The sequence below is a fragment of the Vibrio sp. 10N.286.49.E11 genome (assembly GCF_041469505.1).
Taxonomy (GTDB): domain Bacteria; phylum Pseudomonadota; class Gammaproteobacteria; order Enterobacterales; family Vibrionaceae; genus Vibrio; species Vibrio crassostreae_C.
The window spans coordinates 73313-93343 of the sequence record NZ_JBFRKQ010000037.1; the positions used below are offsets into that span (position 1 = coordinate 73313).

A 20031-nucleotide genomic window follows, 5' to 3' on the forward strand; every position below is an offset into this window, starting at 1 on the left:
ATATCACGCTTTTATTGGCTAATCGTTAGTTTCTTTACATCGCCATTGCGAGTCGTCACTAAGTAGCCTTCAGGCAGTTCAATTGGTGCAACCGCAAAGCCGCTATCATCGACAAGCTGTTGAGCAACAAACTCACCCGATGAACGATCCAACCAGTGCAGATAACCTTCAGTATCACCCACGACTACATAACCATTAATAATAGCAGGTGCTGTCAGTAAGCGGTTTTCTAACAATGGAGTGCTCCACAGTTCAGTACCACTACGCGCATCAACCGCAACCACATGGTCTTTGTCGGTAACAACGAACAAACGGCTACCATCACTTGCTAAATCAATCGCTGATGAGTAGTTACGTTTCCAAATTGGCTTACCAGAACGAAGGTCGATAGCAATCAGCTGACCATTGATACCTACGGTATACAGGGTGCCACCAAGAACAATTGGAGATGCATCAACATCAACCAAACGATCAATTTCCGTTGCACCTTTTGGTGTGCCTACTGGCTGTTGCCAAATAAGCTGACCACGATCAACGATAGCCGCAGCTAGACGACCATTTGCTGTACCCCAGAATACACCACCAGAAACTGCAACAGGCGAGCTATCGCCACGCAGTGTTAGGCTTGGTACTTCCGTACTGATGGTCCATTTTTGTTCACCGCTTGCTTGATCTAACGCGATCAACATACCGCGACTGGTATGAACAATGACCATGTTGCTATCAGTTGCTGGGGATGCAAGCACCTCGCCATTGACTGATACACGCCACAGCTCTTCACCGGTCGATTCTTCCAGTGCGATCACTTCGCCATTTTCAGAACCAACAAAAACTTTACCGTAAGCCGCCGTTAAGCCACCCGATAAACGAGCCAATACGTCTTTCTCAAGATCGACTTTCCACAGCGCTTTACCTGTATCAGGATCAAGCGCTTTAACCATACCTTCACGGCTTGCAACAAACACTTTGTCGTAAGCCAATTCTGGCGTTAGTTTTGAAAAGTAGTGACCAACACCATCACCAACCGACGTAGACCATTCCTGACTAGGAGTGAACTCGCTGTTTACCGTTGGGACTGGAGCCATGATTACGGTGTCTTCTTCACCCGCACAGCCAGCTAGTAGGCCAAGAGCAATCGCACACAACGCCGCTTTTGGAAACATCTTCTTCATTCAAAGCGCCTTATTTAGCTAGGTCGTCAAGTTTGATTTGAAGCGTTTGGCTAGCGTCAACAGCTTGCTGTGCTTCTGTGTAAGCACTGTATGCTGCATCTGTGTCGCCTTTACGAAGTGAGATATCACCACGCAGTTCAGCAACACGGCCTTTCCAAGATTCGTCTGTCATAGCAGCAAGATCAGTCAGTGCTGCGTCAAATTCACCTTGCTCAGCTTTAATACGTGCAACACGGTAAGTAAGTAGTGGCGCAAGTGCCGCGTCCTTAGTTGCCGATTTTGCCCACTCGAGCTGTTCAAGTGCCGCCGCTAGATCGCCTGCTTGTACTTGTACTTTTGCTAGTTGCATAGCAGCAAGTACTGAGTACTCAGCATCTTTGTTTGCGTCGATGAAAGCTTGAATATCAGATTGAGCATCAACACCCTTAACATCAAGAGCTGAAATTACAGAGGTGTAGCTTTCTGAAGCTGCTTCACGCGCTTCAACTACTGAATCTTGGTAATAGCGCCAGCCAAATAGACCACCTAAACCAATAACCGCACCAAAGATTACGGCTTTACCGTTCTCTTTCCACCAATCTTTAATGGCTTCAACTTGTTGCTCTTCGCTATCGTAAAGTTCCACTTCCTGTCCTCTTTAATTCTTTAAACGCCAGCATAGTGCTGACGTTAGTATTCATTATGAGCGTTTGCTCAATGGCTAATTAGATTAGCGCAGCAACTTTCTCTGCAACTTCCGTTTGAGACACGGTTTCTTGCTCGCCGCCAACCAGATCTTTTAGCACAACTGTATTGTCAGCAACTTCGTTCTCACCAAGTACCAGCGCCACAACAGCACCTACTTTGTCAGCACGTTTGAATTGCTTCTTGAAGTTACCACCACCGAAGTGGTTCATTACACGCACGCCTTCAACGGTGTCGCGTAATTGATTCGCTAACTGCATGCCCGCGATCATAGTACCTTCGCCAGCAGCAACTACGTATACATCAACGCTACGACGAACTTCTGTTAGCTCTAGCGTTTCCATCATCAGAACCAGACGCTCTAGACCCATTGCGAAGCCAACTGCATTGGTTGCTTTGCCGCCTAGTTGCTCAACAAGACCATCGTAACGACCGCCGCCACATACTGTACCTTGAGCACCAAGGCTGTCTGTGATCCACTCAAATACAGTGCGGTTGTAGTAATCTAGGCCACGTACTAGACGCTCATTAACTTGGTATTCGATACCAACAGCGTCAAGAAGTTCACACAAACCAGCAAAATGTTGCTTCGATTCTTCACCTAGATATTCAGATAGTCGAGGTGCGTCACCTAAGATAGCTTGAACATCAGGGTTCTTAGTATCAAGTACACGTAGAGGGTTAGTGTGCATGCGACGTTTGCAGTCTTCGTCAAGCACATCAATGTGTTGCTCAAGGAAAGCCACTAACGCAGTGCGGTAGCTAACGCGATCTTCTTGAGAACCGATTGAGTTCAGCTCTAGGCGAACGTGCTTGTCGATGCCTAGCTCACGCCATAGACGTGCTGTCATCATGATAAGTTCTGCGTCAACGTCTGGACCGTCTAGGCCAAACACTTCAACACCACATTGGTGGAATTGACGGTAACGACCTTTTTGAGGACGCTCGTGACGGAACATAGGGCCCATGTACCATAGGCGCTGTTCATCACGGTTGATAAGGCTATTTTGAATACATGAACGAACACAACCTGCTGTGCCTTCTGGACGCAGCGTTAGGCTATCGCCATTGCGGTCGTCAAAGGTGTACATCTCTTTAGAAACAACGTCTGTCTCTTCACCAACTGCACGGCTAAATAGGTTTGTTTCTTCAACGATAGGCATACGTACTTCGTTGTAACCGTATGCACTCACCACGTTTTTAACTGCGCTTTCTACTTTCTGCCACAGTGGTGATTGAGTTGGAAGGCAGTCGTTCATGCCTCGAATTGCTTGAATATTTTTAGCCACAGTATTTATTCCGTAATTTCTCACGACCAGGTGTTAGTGCGAATAGACAATCACACCCCATCGCGTTGTATTAATCTTCTAAGTTTTCTACATCAATGCGATTTGCTTTATCAAGCACTGACGCTTTTGCACGAATCTTAGCTTCAAGTTTGTCGACAAGGTCATCGTTGTCGAAGCGCTCTTTCTGACGCTTACCATCTTCGTAGAAGGCACTCTTACGTGCACTACCAGCTAAACCTAAGTGAGACACTTCAGCTTCACCAGGGCCGTTAACCACACAACCGATGATAGATACGTCCATTGGAGTGATCACGTCTTCTAGGCGCTCTTCAAGGGCATTAACGGTGTTAATAACATCGAACTCTTGACGAGAACAGCTCGGACACGCAATGAAGTTGATGCCACGCGAACGAATGCGCAAAGATTTAAGAATATCAAAGCCAACTTTGATCTCTTCAACCGGATCAGCCGCTAGCGATATACGCAGCGTATCGCCGATACCTTCAGAAAGAAGCATACCTAAACCTACCGCTGACTTCACAGAGCCTGCACGCGCACCACCCGCTTCGGTAATACCAAGGTGGAGAGGTTGATCAATCTGCTTAGCCAGCAAACGGTAAGAACCGACAGCAAGGAATACATCAGAAGCCTTCACGCTGACTTTGAATTGATCAAAGTTCAGACGGTCTAGGATATCTACATGACGCATTGCTGATTCAACAAGCGCTTCTGCTGTAGGTTCTGTGTATTTCTCTTGGATCTCTTTCTCAAGAGAACCGCCGTTAACACCAATACGAATCGGAATATTCATATCACGTGCACAATCAACAACTGAGCGGATACGGCTTTCGTTACCGATGTTACCTGGGTTGATACGCAGACAGTCAACGCCGTATTCCGCCACTTTAAGTGCGATACGGTAGTCGAAGTGAATATCAGCAACCAAAGGAACAGAGACCTGCTGCTTGATTAGCTTAAAGGCTTCAGCTGCATCCATAGTCGGTACAGATACGCGAACGATATCAGCGCCAACTTTTTCCAGAGCTCTAATTTGAGCAACGGTCGCGGCTACATCTGTTGTTCTTGTGTTGGTCATGGATTGCACAGCAATTGGTGCACCATCACCGATCGGCACATCACCCACATAAATACGGGTTGATTTGCGACGAATAATAGGAGATTCGTGTTGCATATTAACTCTAAGGTAAGGTTATTCTAGCTACTTTGCCTGAAGTATACCCAGAAAGGTCGACAGGTTCACTTGCAAATGTCATTGATACGCCTTCTGGCGCACCTAGAATCACTTTATATGGCGCAGTTCCTGATAGATTTAACGACTGACCTGCTTTTTTGATGCCAGTCGACAAGGTTTTACCCGTTGCATCTTTTACTTGGATCCAGCAATCAGCGGTGAACTGCATCACTAGTTCGTTAGCCACAGCTTCAGGAGCCGTGCTAGCTTCAACCGTTTCTGCATTCGCAGCAGCTTCAGCAGTTGGTTCAGTCTCTGTTGTTTGTTGTGCAGAAGTTTCGTCAGCTGGAGTAACAGCATCTGAACTTTCTTCCGCATCGCTTATCGCAGCAAGGCCTTCAGCACCTTCAACAACAGAAGCACCCGCTTCGTTTTGTTCAGCTTCAATCACTTCCAAAGAGGTGAATTCAGGGGCAAGTGATTTTTCTACCGCTAGCTCTTCTGAGCTTTCAGTATTCGCTAAAGATTGAGATAGGGTGTCTTGCTGTTGGTTCTGCCACCACCAAAGTGAGGAGATACCCGCAATGACCGCAAAAATGCTCCAAGTCAGGATCATAATACGGCTGTTGTGCTTCTCGGTTTTGGTCTTACGAGAAAAACTCAGCATTTCTTGCTCTTGATGCTGAGCATCACCGGCATGATGCAGCGCACTCAATACGACTTTTTCGTCAAGATTGACGTATTTCGCGTATGAACGAATATAGCCACGCATAAACGTCGCCACTTGATCTGACTCGAATTGGTTTTCTTCAATTTGTTGGATCAGAGTAACGCGAAGTTTCAAGCGATCAGAAATCTGCTTTTGCGTTAAACCAAGAGATTCTCGTTTGTTCTTAAGCAGCGTTCCCGCTTCCAAAGCTGGAGCTACGTTTTCTTGCGCTTGTGTATCTTGTTCTGTGTTCATAGAGAGTGAACTTCTAAAGTATTATCGCAGGTTGAGGAGAGCGTTTTCTTATTGTCGTTTAAGCTCAATCTAACAACCCACGTTATGTGGAATTTTTCCTGCTATCTAAATCATCAACCCTTAAAGGCGAACATCATTCATTTATTATGGATGACCTTCTCAGGAAGCTAGTTTATCAAGTAGCCAACCTAAATAGACATATTGATGATCAGTAGCAAGCGAGCACTTAAATTAATTTAAGATTAGTTAATCATAAGCTAATGCCATTACAAGGCAAAAACACTTTAAACAAAATTTACCGTCAGCTCATGGTTTTGTCCAAAATTTGACGAAAAATGTAAGAAAGCGTGGGCAAGAAGTCCAAAAAATCAAAAACTGCACCCCAGAAAAGCAACAAGCCAGAAGTAAGACTTCTGGCTTGTTTAGGTTCTAATCGCGTTTTATACCGCTTTTACTTCAATCACACCACCGGCAATCAAGTTCGCTTCAGAGGCTGCTTTAAGCATTTTAGTACGCTTGGTTCTATCAATCACATCACCGACTAACTGACCACACGCGGCATCAATATCATCACCACGAGTCTTACGAACGGTTACTGTGTAGTTGTATTCCATCAGCGTTTTTTGGAAGCGATCAATACGAGAGTTGCTTGGCTTCTTATAAGGCGACCCCGGGTAAGGGTTGAATGGAATCAAGTTGATCTTACAAGGCGTCTCTTTCATTAGCTCAGCAAGTTCACGTGCGTGGTCCATATCATCATTCACATGATCCAATAACACGTACTCAACCGTTACTTTACCGCGGTTAGCATTTGAAGATGCAATGTAACGACGAACAGATGCTAGGAAGTCTTGGATATCCCAACGGTCGTTGATCGGCATGATTTGGCTACGTAGTGCATCGTTTGGCGCATGTAGAGAAATAGCCAATGCGACATCGATGTTGTCTGTCATTTGGTCAAGGCCAGAAACAACACCAGAAGTTGATACGGTTACACGACGCTTAGACAGTGCGAAACCTAGATCATCAAGCATGATTTCTAATGATGGCATTAGGTTCTTCATGTTCAATAGAGGCTCGCCCATACCCATCATTACAACGTTAGTAATTGGACGACGACCGGTTTCTTTTTCTAGGCCGATTTCGCGAGATGCACGCCAGATTTGGCCAACAATCTCTGAAACTTTTAGGTTACGGTTGAAGCCTTGTTGAGCTGTAGAACAGAACTTACATTCAAGTGCACAACCAACCTGTGAAGATACACATAGCGTCGCACGGTCACCATCTGGGATGTATACCGTTTCAACGTCTTGGTCGCCAACGCTCATCGCCCATTTAATTGTGCCATCTGAAGAGTGTTGAGCTTCAGAAACAACAGGTGCAACAATCTCACAGCGACGTTGAAGTTTCTCACGTAACTTTTTGTTGATGTTATTCATTTGTTCGAAGTCATCGACACCGAAGTGATAAATCCACTTCATCACTTGCTCTGCTCGAAACGCTTTCTCATTCAGTTCTTCTGTGAAAAATTTACGAAGACCTTTACGATCAAAATCGAGTAGATTGACTTTAGCTGTGGTCATGATGCCTCTCAATGACGGAACAATAATTAAGGGCGCGAATTGTACAGGCTTTACGCAACTTCAACAAGCATTGTAAAACCCTGTGTTTATTAAGACATTCAAACTTAAGCGATTAAAATTTGAACAATTGTATTTATCGGCCTGAGATTACCCAATTTAAACAAAGATTCCCGATTACACTCCTTCGTCGCTTTCGGGAATGACGTAAATAATCACCAATTGCTCGATAATATTTACCATGAGATGGTTGCTCCAAAGTTCCCCGTCATTCCAGAACTGAGGAACGAAGTATCTGGAATCTCCAATAACAAAAACAGATTCCCGATTACGCTCCTTCGTCGCTTTCGAGAATGACGACTAAATTGATTATCGAGAGCGTAAAATCCACTTACAAAAAAGGCCTCACCGAGGTGAAGCCTTTAGAATAATTTGCAGTGCCGATTATTGAGCTGGGCGTGGGCAAATTTCAGATTCTGGGAAGAAGAATTCGATTTCGCGAGCTGCAGACTCAGGGCTGTCGCTGCCGTGAACTGAGTTGTAACGCATGCTGATTGCGTAGTCAGCACGGATAGTACCGCATGCCGCTTCTTCTGGGTTTGTTTTACCCATAAGTTCACGGTAACGAGCGATAGCGTTTTCGCCTTCAAGCACTTGAACCATGATAGGACCAGAAGTCATAAACTCTTTAAGAGCTGGGAAGAACTCTTTGCCTTCATGTTCAGCGTAGAAGCCACTCGCTTGCTCTTCAGTAAGACGAACCATTTTAGCAGCAATAATTTCTAGGCCTGCTTTTTCGATACGGTGGTAGATTTCACCAACAAGGTTACGCTTAACTGCATCCGGCTTAACAATTGAGAACGTTCTTTCTAGAGCCATAGGGATTCCTTCACTTCATTTTTTTGTTATTAAATACTGAAATTACTGAGATCTTTCGATCTGAGCTTTATGAATGAGCGGCACAAAATACCGCTCACCCTTATTATTATTTTGCTTGGTCGATAAGAAGACGAGCCAGTGTGCGAACGCCCATACCCGTTGCGCCTGCCGCCCACTTGTCACTTGCTGACTTACGGTAAGTACCCGCGCAATCCATATGAATCCAACCTTTTTTGTAATCATCTACAAAGTAAGAAAGGAATGCCGCTGCTGTACTTGCACCCGGTGTGTAATCGCCTGTGCTGATGTTTGAAAGATCAGCAAAGTTTGAAGGCAACATACCACGGTGGAAATCAGCAAGAGGCAGTGGCCATAAGCCTTCTTTCTCTTGGTTTGCCGCTGTTAGCGCTTGGTGAGACAACTCATCATCGAAGCTTAATAGTGCGTGGTAGTCGTTACCTAATGCGTTTTTAGCCGCGCCTGTTAGCGTTGCACAGTCGATGATCAGCTCAGGGCTTTGTGCACTTGCGTACATCAGGCCATCAGCTAGCACTAAGCGACCTTCCGCATCAGTGTTCATGATCTCAACTGTTTTACCGTTTTTGTAGGTAATGATATCGCCAAGCTTCAATGCGCGACCAGAGATCATGTTCTCTGCGCAACATAGAATAAGCTTGATGCGCTTGTTAAGACCGCGTTCAATCGCAAGACCTAAACCACCAGTAATCGTTGCTGCGCCACCCATGTCAGCTTTCATCGCTGTCATGAATTGGCCTGGCTTGATACTGTAACCGCCCGAATCGAACGTAATACCTTTACCGACTAAACAGGCAAATACAGGTGCGTTTTCATCGCCTGTTGGGTTGAAGTCCAGTTGCAGCATTGCTGATGTACGCTCAGAGCCACGACCTACCGCGTAGATGCCTTCCCAACCTTCGGTTAGTAGATCCTTGTCTTTAACAATCTTCGCTTTAACAGTGCCCGCTGGTGCCACTGACTTGATGTATTCTGCAGCCATTGTCGCAAGTTGACGAGGTGCCACTTCTTCAGCGGTTTTATTGATAATGTCACGCGTCCAGTCAGTTGCGCGAATACGAGCTTCAAGCTCAGTTTGATCGGCTTCTGAAAGTGCATCCCATTCCAATGCATTCTTTTTCTTTGGTCCACGGTAGCCTTGGTAGAAAGCCCAAACGCTTTCTAGATCCCAACCTTCACCACGAAGTGAAACGAATGCGATACCTTGTCCGTCAAGCGTACGACCCGCACGTTGAACTGCGCCTAGATCGTGGCCTTCACCAATGTGAATTGTCGCTCCCGCTTCTGAGAACGATAAAATAGCTCTTGCTCCCCACTGAGGCTGGGCAGCTTCTTGACTTAAAAATACTGACATCTGTGTAGACATGATTTCTCCTTGTCATGAACCACTTCGAGAGTGTGATTCTGATTATTTTTTATTAGCTCACTGATGTTAGCATTATGTAGGAGGAAAATGTCATTTTGATAAAAAAACGGACCATAAGGTCCGCTTTTTTTAGTAAGAATTGTTAACTTGGCTGCGTTTTATATTGGACTGATACCAACCCGCGACCAAATCATTAGACAAGAGGATTAATCCATCTCATCCATCCAGCACAAAATAATAGCCTCTAAGATTTTTTCATTCGAGTGGTTAGGCTCGTCATCAAACTCTTCAAGGTCTAGCACCCATTGATGCAGATCGGTAAAACGTACCGTTTTAGGATCAGTATCAGGGTACAAATCACATAGCTCAATTGCGATGTCTCGCGAATCAATCCACTTCAAGCTCATAACACTTCCTTATATTTATTAGCGACGCTTGGTCACCTTTATGATCTATATTCTAGGCCAGTTTTGTTAAACCGTTATCTCAGTCATGGCGAAACCACCATGACTGTAGAGAAGTTCTTAGTGATCTTCAGACGCTAGGTTCAATGTGTACTTTGGAATCTCTACTACAAGATCTTCGTTAGCCACTTTAGCTTGGCAGCCAAGGCGAGATTCCATCTCTAAGCCCCATGCCTTATCTAGCATGTCGTCTTCTAGGTCATCACTCTCTTCTAAAGAATCGAAGCCTTCACGAATCACAACGTGACATGTTGTACATGCACACGATTTTTCACATGCGTGTTCAATACCAATACCGGCCTTCAATGCAACATCAAGAACCGTCTCACCAGTTTTTGCTTCTAAAACAGCGCCTTCTGGACATAGATCTTCGTGAGGTAAAACAATAATCTTTGGCATGTTTATCTATTCTCTAACTATTAAATATTATCGACTGACTGACCTGACAGTGCAGCACGAATTGATTTATCCATACGACGAGAAGCAAAGTCTTGGCTCGCTTTGTCGGTATTCTTAATTTCTACTTCAATGGCATCAGCGCTGTCGCCATTGCGCACTTCGATGAGTGTTTCAATCGCTTGTAGCAGCTGTTGCTTTTCTTGTTCGTTAAGCAGTTCGTCGCCGTCAGCTTGCATCGCAGCAATAAGGCCTTCGATCACGCGATCCGCTTCTACACGTTGTTCAGCAAGAGCACGTGCTTGCATGTCTTCTTTTGCGAACGTCATTGAGTCTTTCAGCATGTTCGCAACTTCATCATCGCTTAGGCCGTAAGAAGGTTTAACTTGGATTTCAGCTTGAACACCCGTGCTCTTCTCCATAGCCGTAACTGATAGCAGGCCATCAGCATCCACTTGGTAAGTCACTCGAATATGCGCCGCGCCTGCTGCCATTGGTGGAATGCCTTTTAGAGCAAAACGAGCCAATGAACGACAGTCGTCAACCATTTCACGTTCGCCTTGAACGGTATGCACTGTCATTGCAGTTTGACCGTCTTTGAACGTGGTAAATTCTTGTGCGCGAGCGACAGGGATCGTGGTATTACGAGGGATGATCTTTTCGACCAAGCCACCCATAGTTTCGATACCGAGCGATAAAGGAATAACGTCCAGAAGTAGCATTTCAGAGTCTGGCTTGTTGCCAACTAAAATGTCCGCTTGAATTGAAGCGCCAATCGCAACCACTTCATCAGGGTTAATACTGGTTAATGGAGTACGACCAAAGAAGCCACCGACCATTTCACGAACAAGTAAGGTACGAGTTGAACCACCTACCATCACGACTTCTAGTACTTCATCCGCGTCAACTTCCGCATCTTTCAGTGCTCGGCGGCACGAAAGCAGCGTTTTCTTAACTAGTGGCTTGATGATCTCTTCGAACTCTTCACGAGTTAAAGAGCCAGACCAACCTAGTGCTTCAACATTAACGCTTTCAGCTTCAGATAAGCCAATCTTCGCTTCTGTTGCTGCGTCTAGAAGAATACGGTTCTGTTCTGCTGTCAGCTCTAACAAGCCCATTTGCTCTTGGAAATGATCCGCAATTAAATGGTCAAAGTCATCGCCGCCTAATGCAGAGTCACCACCGGTTGCTAAAACTTCGAAGACACCTTTAGACAGGCGTAGGATAGAGATATCAAACGTACCACCGCCTAAGTCATAAACAGCGATTACCCCTTCTTTACCTGAATCCAAGCCATAAGCAATCGCAGCTGCAGTGGGTTCATTAAGAAGACGTAACACATGAAGACCAGCAAGTTGCGCTGCGTCTTTGGTACCTGCACGTTGTGCATCATCAAAGTACGCAGGGACGGTAATCACGGCACCAGCCAATTCACCACCTAACGTCGACTCAGCACGTTGACCGAGTGCACGAAGAATATCTGCAGATACTTGAATTGGGTTCTTATTTCCTTGCGCTGTGTTAATCACAGGCAGGCCATTATCACTTTCTTCAAACTGATATGGCAGAGATGGGTATCGCTGTTGAATATCTGACAGTGAACGACCGATTAATCGCTTAACTGAGATAATGGTATTTTTAGGATCAGTTTGTGCATTTACACGCGCTTCATCACCAGTGGTGTACGACTCTGACTGATAGTGAACAACGGAAGGGAGAATACTGCGACCTTGTTGATCAACAAGCGTGCTTGCCTCACCACTGCGCACTGACGCAACCAATGAGTTTGTTGTACCTAAATCAATACCCACTGCAAGCTTGTGCTGGTGAGGAGCGGCGCTTTGCCCTGGTTCTGCAATCTGAAGTAGTGCCATGGATGTGTCCTTGTTATACGAACTAGCCGATCAAACGATCTTCAACTAACTCGATTTCATTCTTTAATTTTGCAATAAACTTAAGCTTTCTTACTCGGTCTGCAGCTTCTAACCAAGCTTCGCTGTCGAGTTCTTGTTGGATAGCGCTTAATTGTTGTTTATACATTTTGCTAACCTTTCCTTCAAATGCAAACAAAGCATCTTCAGGATCAGAACTGTCGGCGATATCTTCCAGCTCTTCACGCAATTCCATTTGCTCCATCAGGAACATAGGATCTTGCATAGTCTGCTGCTCACCACGAATATCCTCACCATGTTGAACTAACAGGTATTCAGCGCGGCTGACTGGATTTTTCAACACCTGGTACGCATCATTGATTTGCGCAGCTTTTTGCACAGCCAGCAAGCGATCTCGCTCAGAAGCCGTGGCAAATTTATCAGGGTGGAATTGGCGTTGCAGATCTCTAAACTGAGAAGAAAGAAGGCTACCATCCAGTTGAAACTGAAGTGGTAGCCCAAATAATTCGAAATGATTCATGTAACGGTGGTCCTAAGTTTAGGCTCTTTACTTAGAGCCTAATTTTATTCTTCGCTCATTATAAACGCTCAACGATTGAGGCGTTTATACATTGAAGCTCTCACCACAACCACATTCGCCTTTCGCGTTAGGGTTGTTGAATTCAAAACCTTCGTTTAGGCCTTCTTTTACGTAATCAAGCTCAGTACCGTCTAGGTAAACTAGGCTCTTTGGATCAATGATGACCTTAACACCTGAATGCTCGAACACTTCGTCTTCTTCGTTGAGCTCGTCAACGAATTCCAGTACATACGCCATACCCGAACAGCCAGTAGTTTTTACCGCTAAGCGCAACCCGATACCTTTACCTCGGTTATCTAGGAAAGCTTGAACTCGGCTTGCTGCCGTATCTGTCATGGTGATGGCCATACTACAACCTTGTGTTTTATATAAATTGAGAACTCAGGGGGAGCACAAAGGGTGCTCCCAAATATTACTTTTTTGAAGTGATTACGTTGTAGAAACGATTAGTGCTTCTTTTTGTAATCCGCAACCGCTGCTTTGATTGCATCTTCAGCAAGAATTGAACAGTGAACTTTCACTGGTGGCAACTCTAGCTCTTCTGCGATTTCAGAGTTTTTAATAGCAGCTGCTTCATCAATACTTTTACCTTTAACCCACTCAGTGACTAGTGAGCTAGAAGCGATTGCGCTACCGCAACCGTAAGTCTTGAATTTTGCGTCTTCAATAATACCTTCTGCAGATACTTTGATTTGCAGTTTCATTACGTCACCACAAGCTGGTGCGCCAACCATGCCGCTACCTACACTTGGATCTTCTTTATCAAACGAACCTACGTTACGTGGGTTTTCGTAGTGATCAATTACTTTTTCGCTATATGCCATGATAGTTACCTCGAATCCTCTATTTCCGTGAGATTAGTGATGAGCCCACTCAACAGTGTTCAAATCAATCCCTTCTTTATACATATCCCATAGAGGAGACATGTCGCGTAATTTATTTACTGCTACACGGATTTGTGCAATCGCGTAGTCGATTTCTTCTTCCGTAGTGAAACGGCCGAATGAAAAACGTACTGAGCTGTGTGCCAGTTCATCGTTTAAGCCAAGAGCGCGTAAAACGTATGAAGGCTCAAGACTCGCTGATGTACATGCAGAACCTGATGATACCGCTAAGTCTTTTAAAGACATAAGCAGAGATTCACCTTCAACGAAAGCAAAGCTCACGTTTAGGTTATGTGGTACACGTTGGTCTAGGTCGCCGTTTACGGTTACCGCTTCTAGATCTTGAACACCTTTCAATAGGCGCTCACGAAGTGCTAGTGCGTGATCGTAATCTTTCTGCATGTCTTGTTTAGCGATGGCAAAAGCTTCGCCCATACCCACGATTTGGTGAGTAGCAAGAGTACCAGAACGGAAACCACGTTCATGACCGCCACCGTGCATTTGCGCTTCTAGGCGAATACGTGGCTTACGACGAACGTACAAAGCGCCGATGCCTTTAGGGCCGTATGCTTTGTGTGCAGACATAGAGATAAGGTCTACTTTCATCTCTTTTACGTCTAGTGGGATTTTACCCGCAGACTGCGCCGCATCAACGTGGAAGATGATCTTACGTGCACGACATAATTCGCCGATTGCAGAGATATCTTGGATTACACCAATCTCGTTGTTTACGTGCATGATAGAAACTAGAACAGTATCTTCACGCATTGCAGCTTGTAGCTTGTCTAGATCGATGATGCCGTTAGCTTCTGGCTCAAGGTATGTCACCTCAAAACCTTCACGCTCTAGTTGGCGACATGGATCAAGAACCGCTTTGTGTTCTGTTTTGCACGTGATTACGTGCTTACCTTTCTTCTCGTAAAAGTGCGCTGCACCTTTGATAGCAAGGTTATCTGACTCTGTAGCACCTGACGTAAAAACAATCTCACGTGGGTCTGCATTTAGTAGATCGGCAATTTGCTCACGAGCATTATCTACTGATTCTTCTGCCTGCCAGCCGTAACGGTGTGAACGAGATGCAGGGTTACCGAAGTTACCGTCCATCGTCATGCACTGAACCATTTTTTCAGCAACACGTGGATCGACTGGGCATGTAGCTGAATAGTCAAAGTAAATAGGCAGTTTCATTTTCTACTCCAATGTAAAAACTGACCGCTAAGAGCGGGCATTAACACCGTGAGGTGCTGCACTAATCGTTGTAGTGCTCGTATTTTTATGTGCAAAACCATTATTAACCGCAAGATCGATATCTTGACGATCAGAAATCTCTAAAACTTCGTTATCTTTCATTAGCTCACCGAGCGTAATGTCGTTTAAGAAGCTGCTGATTCGGGAGCTTAAATCACGCCATAAAGTGTGAGTTAAACAACGACTGCCACCTTGGCAATCTGCTCGACCGTGACACTTAGTTGCATCCACTGATTCGTCTACTGCAGCAATTACAGTTCCGACAGCGATGTCGCTCGCTTCAGCACCTAAACGGTAACCACCGCCAGGACCACGAACACTAGCAACTAAGCCAGCTTTACGTAACTTAGAAAATAGCTGTTCTAAGTAAGATAACGAGATGCCTTGTCGCTCTGAAATATCAGCCAGAGGAACTGGGCTTTTTTGCGAATGCAGTGCTACATCTAGCATAGCTGTTACCGCATATCTTCCTTTAGATGTAAGTTTCATATCACACCGTATCCACATTGTTTATGTGGTTGGAATCTTCCCATACCCGACTAAATTGGTCAAGTATTTAGTTGACTATTTTAGTCAGGTATTCACCCTTAACTATTGTATGGGCTTTATTTGTCGTTTTTGCTCTTCTCAATAGAAGTCAAAATACCACGAAGTGTGTTGATTTCTTGCAGTTCTGGACGAGCACGGCTAAATAGGCGACGTAGCTTGTTCATCACCTGCCCCGGCTTATCCTTAGAGATAAATTGGGTATCAATGATCACTTTTTCAAGGTGCTCGTAGAACATTTCTAGTTCTTCGTGACGAGGGTACTCATCTTGTGGCTGTGGTTGATATTGGCTAGCGACCATATCAAGGTGGGCGACACGCACTTCGTAGCTCAGAGTCTGTACCGCCATTGCTAGGTTTAGCGAGCTGTATTCAGGGTTAGCTGGGATACATACATGGAAGTGGCACTTCTGAAGCTCATCGTTAGTCAAGCCCGTACGCTCACGGCCGAATACTAATGCTACTGGGTGCTTCTGACCTTCAATTGCAAATTTTTGTCCACACTCACGAGGCTCAAGCATTGGCCATTCAAGTGTGCGTGAACGTGCACTCGAACCAACCACTAAACCACAGTCTTTTACTGCTTCGTCCAGTGTGGAAACGATAGTCGCGTTTTCTGCGATGTCACCAGCACCCGCAGCCAGTGCTAAGGTCTGCTCGTCAACTTCACATTGAGGGTCTACAAGAACTAATTGACTCAAACCCATCACTTTCATTGCGCGAGCTGCTGATCCGATATTTCCCGAATGAGACGTACCAACCAGAACGACTTTTACATTGTCTAACATGCTATATGACACCACTTTAAAAATAATCGCGAGATATTAACACATAGCAAAGTAAAATGGTCAGACCCTTCGCGCAATGTGAAACCAAGAGTTCAAAAAATAACCACTTCCCTTTTGGTAAAACTTTGGTATACTCGCCGCCGCTTTAAATTGTTCTTTAACATCTTGTGGGAAAAACCATATGCATCCAATGCTAAACATTGCGATACGCGCTGCGCGTAAAGCTGGCAACCATATTGCTAAATCTCTAGAAACAACTGATAAGATCGAATCGTCTCTAAAAGGTAACAACGATTACGTTACTAACATTGCTCAAGAAGCTGAGTACATGATCATTGAGACAATCAAAGCATCTTACCCAGAGCACAGCATTATTTCTGAAGAGAAAGGCCTGACTGAAGGTAAAGACTCTGACGTACAATGGATCGTTGACCCACTAGATGGCACCAACAACTTTGTAAAAGGTTTCCCTCACTTCTCTGTATCTATCGCTGTTCGCATGAACGGTCGTACAGAAGTTGCTTGTGTTTATGACCCAATGCTAAACGAGCTATTCACAGCTCAACGTGGCGCTGGCGCTCAACTTAACAACGCTCGTATGCGTGTTACTCAACTAAAAGACCTTCAAGGTACTGTTCTAGCGACTGGTTTCCCATTCAAGCAAAAACAACACTCTGAATCTTTCATGAAGATCATCTCTGGTCTATTCATTGACTGTGCTGATTTCCGTCGTACAGGTTCTCCTGCTCTTGACCTATGTTACCTAGCAGCTGGCCGTGTTGATGGTTACCTAGAACTAGGCCTTAAGCCATGGGATCTAGCAGCTGGCGACCTAATCGCTCGTGAAGCTGGTGCTATCATGACTGACTTCGCTGGCGGTACTGATTACATGACTTCTGGTAATGTTGTTGCTTCAAGCGCACGTGGTGTTAAGTCTATTCTTAAGCACGTTCGTGAGAACGCTAACGAAGGTATGCTGAAATAATTCAGACCTTACGTTAAAGCTCTCTGTTTTAAGGGCGCATAAAAACTCCAAAGCCTCGCTAGATAGCGAGGCTTTTTTGTATCTGCGATTTGAGATACGAGATACGAGATACGATCAGGATGTCTCTTAGTGAAATGAAGTTCAACATACTTCAACGCTAAATTGTATTGAGCTTCCCTAGAATACAGACGTAAAAAAACCGCTAGTTGCCTAGCGGTTTTTTTGGTTTAGCGAAACTTATTAAGCCAAGGCCTAAGGCATCTCGTCAAACTCTTCACCTTCTTTGTCCACTTGTGGTGGCATTAGGTGTTCACGCGTAATACCTAACTTCATAGCCAGTGCAGATGCAACGTAGATAGAAGAGTAAGTACCAACCGTAATACCCAGTAGAAGTGCAGTCGCGAAGCCGTGAATCATAGCGCCGCCCTGAACGAACAGTGCGATAACTACGAATAACGTGGTACCAGAAGTGATCAATGTACGGCTCAATGTTTGTGTGATTGAGCTGTTCAGTACTTCAGGTGCTTCACCCTTACGCATCTTACGGAAGTTCTCACGGATACGGTCGAATACAACAATGGTATCGTTGAGGGAGTAACCGACGACCGTTAGCAAGGCTGCTACGATGGTAAGGTCGACCTCAATTTGCATTAGAGAGAACACACCCAGAGTGATGATAACGTCGTGCGCCAGTGCTAATACTGCACCCGCAGCCAAACGCCATTCAAATCGCACTGATACGTAGATCAAGATACAGATAAGAGAAACTAGAATAGCAAGGCCACCCGCTTCTGTTAATTCGTCACCCACGTTAGGACCAACGAACTCGATACGACGCATTTCAACTTGCTCACCAGTACCATTCTCAATAGCAGAAAGGATTTGGTTACCAAGCGTTTCGCCCGCTACGCCATCACGTGGACGTAAACGAACCATCACATCACGAGCTGAACCGAAGTTCTGTACCGTTGCATCACCAAAGCCTTCGGCTTCTAGTGCACTACGAATATCAGGAAGGTGTGCCGGTTGTTCAAAACCAACTTCAATCAGAGTACCGCCAGTAAAATCTAGACCCCAGTTCAACGATTTCGTTGTTAGGGTGAAGATAGCAGTACCAATCATCAAGATAGAAAAAACAAAGGCAACCTTTGACCAACGCATAAAGTCGATCATTTTGTCTGCTTTTAGAATCTGAAACATATTAATTCCTAGCCTTAGATCGACAGTTTTTTAACGCGTTTGCCGCCATACATCAGGTTCACGATACAACGTGTTCCGACAATAGCTGTAAACATTGAAGTCAAGATACCGATAGACAGCGTTACCGCGAAGCCTTTGATAGCACCCGTACCCACAGCAAATAGAATGATTGCTGTTAGTAGTGTGGTGATGTTGGCATCGGCGATTGTGCTGAATGCGTTCGCGTAACCTTGGTGAATCGCTTGTTGTGGACTGCGTCCATCTCGAAGCTCTTCACGTATACGCTCAAAGATCAGAACGTTCGCATCAACCGCCATACCGACCGTTAATACGATACCGGCAATACCCGGTAGGGTCATGGTAGCCCCCGGAATCATCGACATAACACCGATAATCAACACCAAGTTAGCCATTAGCGCAACGTTCGCAATCAGACCAAAGCTACGGTAGTAAAGCAGCGTAAACAGCATTACAGCAGCCATACCCCAAACCATCGCCATGATACCCATATCGATGTTTTGCTGACCCATAGATGGACCAATCGTACGTTCTTCTACAATCGAGATAGGCGCAATCAACGCACCAGCACGCAGTAGAAGTGCCAAGTTATGAGCTTCAGCCGTTGAGTCAATACCAGTAATACGGAAGTTACGGCCTAGCGCAGATTGAATCGTCGCTTGGTTAATCACTTCTTCGTGCTTACTTAAGATAACTCGACCTTCCGGTGTTTTACGACCGCTGTCTTTGTACTCTGCAAATACCGTTGCCATTAGCTTACCGATATTCTGACGAGAGAATGCAGACATCTTGCTACCACCTTCGCTGTCTAGCGAGATGTTAACTTGAGGACGACCATATTCATCAACACTTGAACTTGCATCAGTAATACTTGAACCGCCTAGGATAACGCGCTTCTTAAGTACCACAGGGCGACCATCACGATCTTGCTTGATTTCGCTACCCGCAGGGGCACGACCAGAAGCGGCAGCGGCTAAGTCAGCACTGCTATCCACTTCACGGAACTCAAGCGTCGCGGTAGCACCAAGAATTTCTTTAGCGCGAGCCGTGTCTTGAACACCAGGCAATTCCACTACGATACGGCTAGAGCCTTGACGTTGAACCAAAGGTTCAGCAACACCAAGTTCGTTAACACGGTTACGTAGAATGGTAATGTTTTGCTCTACCGCATAGTTGCGGATTTCTTGAAGACGAGCCTCTGTGAAGCTAGCAACCAAAGAAAAACGACCATTAGATTCAGAATCTACAAACGTCATGTCTTGGTGCTTAGATTGCAGTAGCGATTTCGCTTCAGCAAGCTGCTCGGCGTTACGTAGAATCACTTCAACCGCATCTTTACCAGATGGGCGAATTGCACGGTAACGGATTTTTTCTTCACGAAGTTCGCTACGGAACGCTTCTTCTTGTTGGCCAACCAGCTTTTGCATCGCAGCGTCCATATCCACTTCCATCAAGAAGTGAACACCACCACGTAGGTCAAGACCAAGCTTCATTGGTGCAGCACCAATAGATTCAAGCCAATCAGGAGTTGAAGCAGCTAAGTTTAAAGCAACGATTACGTCTTCATCTAATGCTTCAGTGATGACATCACGAGCACTAATTTGAGAGTCTGTATCGTTAAAGCGAACAAGAATGGAACCGTTTTCTAGAGCAACGGATTTAGTAGAAAGGTTTTCAGCTTCAAGAGCATTGGTGACAGCATCCAGCGTAGACATATCTACAGAGGCGCCGCGCGCCCCTGTAACTTGAACTGCCGGATCTTCACCGTATATATTCGGAAGTGCGTACAACGCAGCGATGGCGATAGTAAACACCACCATCAGGTACTTCCATAACGGGTAACGGTTTAGCACAGCGAGGATCCTCTA

General features: G+C 45.3%; 20 protein-coding genes. 1 reads left to right on the forward strand and 19 read right to left on the reverse strand.

The window, feature by feature from the left end:
* Positions 1-11: 11 nt before the first annotated feature.
* The 17 genes from bamB to trmJ form a co-directional block, all read right to left on the reverse strand.
* Positions 12-1172, reverse strand: a complete 1161-nt coding sequence (bamB, locus tag AB4167_RS08170; protein ID WP_017062512.1) for an outer membrane protein assembly factor BamB — start codon at positions 1170-1172, stop codon at positions 12-14.
* 10 nt (positions 1173-1182) lie between these two features.
* Complete coding sequence (locus AB4167_RS08175) at positions 1183-1797, reverse strand: YfgM family protein (RefSeq protein ID WP_017062513.1); 615 nt, start codon at positions 1795-1797, stop codon at positions 1183-1185.
* Positions 1798-1876: 79 nt separating this feature from the next.
* Positions 1877-3145: a histidine--tRNA ligase gene (gene hisS / locus AB4167_RS08180; RefSeq protein ID WP_017062514.1), complete on the reverse strand. Its 1269-nt coding sequence runs from the start codon at positions 3143-3145 to the stop codon at positions 1877-1879.
* A 70-nt stretch (positions 3146-3215) separates the two neighbouring features.
* Positions 3216-4337 carry a flavodoxin-dependent (E)-4-hydroxy-3-methylbut-2-enyl-diphosphate synthase gene (ispG, locus tag AB4167_RS08185; protein WP_009848294.1) on the reverse strand — a complete coding sequence of 374 codons (1122 nt, stop codon included), beginning with the start codon at positions 4335-4337 and terminating at the stop codon, positions 3216-3218.
* Between the two features lie 7 nt (positions 4338-4344).
* Positions 4345-5301 carry a cytoskeleton protein RodZ gene (gene rodZ / locus AB4167_RS08190; RefSeq protein WP_372136396.1) on the reverse strand — a complete coding sequence of 319 codons (957 nt, stop codon included), beginning with the start codon at positions 5299-5301 and terminating at the stop codon, positions 4345-4347.
* 440 nt (positions 5302-5741) lie between these two features.
* Positions 5742-6884 (reverse strand): bifunctional tRNA (adenosine(37)-C2)-methyltransferase TrmG/ribosomal RNA large subunit methyltransferase RlmN, encoded by a 1143-nt coding sequence (locus AB4167_RS08195; protein ID WP_017062516.1) that lies wholly within the window; start codon positions 6882-6884, stop codon positions 5742-5744.
* A 441-nt stretch (positions 6885-7325) separates the two neighbouring features.
* On the reverse strand, positions 7326-7760 hold the full coding sequence (ndk, locus tag AB4167_RS08200) for a nucleoside-diphosphate kinase (protein ID WP_016797173.1): 435 nt from the start codon (positions 7758-7760) through the stop codon (positions 7326-7328).
* A 106-nt stretch (positions 7761-7866) separates the two neighbouring features.
* On the reverse strand, positions 7867-9162 hold the full coding sequence (gene pepB, locus AB4167_RS08205; RefSeq protein WP_017062517.1) for an aminopeptidase PepB: 1296 nt from the start codon (positions 9160-9162) through the stop codon (positions 7867-7869).
* Between the two features lie 206 nt (positions 9163-9368).
* On the reverse strand, positions 9369-9569 hold the full coding sequence (iscX, locus tag AB4167_RS08210) for a Fe-S cluster assembly protein IscX (RefSeq protein ID WP_004740335.1): 201 nt from the start codon (positions 9567-9569) through the stop codon (positions 9369-9371).
* A 117-nt stretch (positions 9570-9686) separates the two neighbouring features.
* Entirely contained in the window at positions 9687-10025 is a 339-nt protein-coding gene (gene fdx / locus AB4167_RS08215; protein ID WP_017629863.1) for an ISC system 2Fe-2S type ferredoxin, read from the reverse strand.
* 20 nt (positions 10026-10045) lie between these two features.
* On the reverse strand, positions 10046-11896 hold the full coding sequence (gene hscA / locus AB4167_RS08220; RefSeq protein ID WP_372136397.1) for a Fe-S protein assembly chaperone HscA: 1851 nt from the start codon (positions 11894-11896) through the stop codon (positions 10046-10048).
* Between the two features lie 22 nt (positions 11897-11918).
* Complete coding sequence (gene hscB / locus AB4167_RS08225) at positions 11919-12434, reverse strand: co-chaperone HscB (protein WP_010440522.1); 516 nt, start codon at positions 12432-12434, stop codon at positions 11919-11921.
* An 84-nt stretch (positions 12435-12518) separates the two neighbouring features.
* Positions 12519-12842, reverse strand: a complete 324-nt coding sequence (iscA, locus tag AB4167_RS08230) for an iron-sulfur cluster assembly protein IscA (RefSeq protein WP_010440519.1) — start codon at positions 12840-12842, stop codon at positions 12519-12521.
* A 98-nt stretch (positions 12843-12940) separates the two neighbouring features.
* Positions 12941-13318 (reverse strand): Fe-S cluster assembly scaffold IscU, encoded by a 378-nt coding sequence (gene iscU, locus AB4167_RS08235; protein ID WP_004735094.1) that lies wholly within the window; start codon positions 13316-13318, stop codon positions 12941-12943.
* Positions 13319-13351: 33 nt separating this feature from the next.
* On the reverse strand, positions 13352-14566 hold the full coding sequence (locus AB4167_RS08240; RefSeq protein WP_048613459.1) for an IscS subfamily cysteine desulfurase: 1215 nt from the start codon (positions 14564-14566) through the stop codon (positions 13352-13354).
* A gap of 27 nt (positions 14567-14593) precedes the next feature.
* Positions 14594-15115 carry a Fe-S cluster assembly transcriptional regulator IscR gene (iscR, locus tag AB4167_RS08245; protein ID WP_010440512.1) on the reverse strand — a complete coding sequence of 174 codons (522 nt, stop codon included), beginning with the start codon at positions 15113-15115 and terminating at the stop codon, positions 14594-14596.
* A gap of 116 nt (positions 15116-15231) precedes the next feature.
* Entirely contained in the window at positions 15232-15960 is a 729-nt protein-coding gene (trmJ, locus tag AB4167_RS08250) for a tRNA (cytosine(32)/uridine(32)-2'-O)-methyltransferase TrmJ (protein ID WP_048658839.1), read from the reverse strand.
* A gap of 181 nt (positions 15961-16141) precedes the next feature.
* Between trmJ and suhB the strand changes: the two genes are divergently transcribed.
* Positions 16142-16945, forward strand: a complete 804-nt coding sequence (gene suhB, locus AB4167_RS08255) for an inositol-1-monophosphatase (protein WP_017062836.1) — start codon at positions 16142-16144, stop codon at positions 16943-16945.
* A 252-nt stretch (positions 16946-17197) separates the two neighbouring features.
* Here the strand turns inward: suhB and secF are convergent, their stop codons facing one another.
* Positions 17198-18145: a protein translocase subunit SecF gene (gene secF / locus AB4167_RS08260; protein WP_017062837.1), complete on the reverse strand. Its 948-nt coding sequence runs from the start codon at positions 18143-18145 to the stop codon at positions 17198-17200.
* Positions 18146-18159: 14 nt separating this feature from the next.
* Positions 18160-20016 carry a protein translocase subunit SecD gene (gene secD, locus AB4167_RS08265; protein ID WP_081325187.1) on the reverse strand — a complete coding sequence of 619 codons (1857 nt, stop codon included), beginning with the start codon at positions 20014-20016 and terminating at the stop codon, positions 18160-18162.
* Positions 20017-20031 lie beyond the last annotated feature (15 nt).

What these genes read in the sequence shown, in the direction of transcription:
- bamB (WP_017062512.1), bottom strand. Translation starts at nt 1,172, where the DNA reads ATGAAGAAGATGTTTCCAAAAGCGGCGTTGTGTGCGATTGCTCTTGGC.
- ispG (WP_009848294.1), bottom strand. Translation starts at nt 4,337, where the DNA reads ATGCAACACGAATCTCCTATTATTCGTCGCAAATCAACCCGTATTTAT.
- rodZ (WP_372136396.1), bottom strand. Translation starts at nt 5,301, where the DNA reads ATGAACACAGAACAAGATACACAAGCGCAAGAAAACGTAGCTCCAGCT.
- AB4167_RS08195 (WP_017062516.1), bottom strand. Translation starts at nt 6,884, where the DNA reads ATGACCACAGCTAAAGTCAATCTACTCGATTTTGATCGTAAAGGTCTT.
- ndk (WP_016797173.1), bottom strand. Translation starts at nt 7,760, where the DNA reads ATGGCTCTAGAAAGAACGTTCTCAATTGTTAAGCCGGATGCAGTTAAG.
- pepB (WP_017062517.1), bottom strand. Translation starts at nt 9,162, where the DNA reads ATGTCTACACAGATGTCAGTATTTTTAAGTCAAGAAGCTGCCCAGCCT.
- iscX (WP_004740335.1), bottom strand. Translation starts at nt 9,569, where the DNA reads ATGAGCTTGAAGTGGATTGATTCGCGAGACATCGCAATTGAGCTATGT.
- fdx (WP_017629863.1), bottom strand. Translation starts at nt 10,025, where the DNA reads ATGCCAAAGATTATTGTTTTACCTCACGAAGATCTATGTCCAGAAGGC.
- hscA (WP_372136397.1), bottom strand. Translation starts at nt 11,896, where the DNA reads ATGGCACTACTTCAGATTGCAGAACCAGGGCAAAGCGCCGCTCCTCAC.
- hscB (WP_010440522.1), bottom strand. Translation starts at nt 12,434, where the DNA reads ATGAATCATTTCGAATTATTTGGGCTACCACTTCAGTTTCAACTGGAT.
- iscA (WP_010440519.1), bottom strand. Translation starts at nt 12,842, where the DNA reads ATGGCCATCACCATGACAGATACGGCAGCAAGCCGAGTTCAAGCTTTC.
- iscU (WP_004735094.1), bottom strand. Translation starts at nt 13,318, where the DNA reads ATGGCATATAGCGAAAAAGTAATTGATCACTACGAAAACCCACGTAAC.
- AB4167_RS08240 (WP_048613459.1), bottom strand. Translation starts at nt 14,566, where the DNA reads ATGAAACTGCCTATTTACTTTGACTATTCAGCTACATGCCCAGTCGAT.
- iscR (WP_010440512.1), bottom strand. Translation starts at nt 15,115, where the DNA reads ATGAAACTTACATCTAAAGGAAGATATGCGGTAACAGCTATGCTAGAT.
- trmJ (WP_048658839.1), bottom strand. Translation starts at nt 15,960, where the DNA reads ATGTTAGACAATGTAAAAGTCGTTCTGGTTGGTACGTCTCATTCGGGA.
- suhB (WP_017062836.1), top strand. Translation starts at nt 16,142, where the DNA reads ATGCATCCAATGCTAAACATTGCGATACGCGCTGCGCGTAAAGCTGGC.
- secF (WP_017062837.1), bottom strand. Translation starts at nt 18,145, where the DNA reads ATGTTTCAGATTCTAAAAGCAGACAAAATGATCGACTTTATGCGTTGG.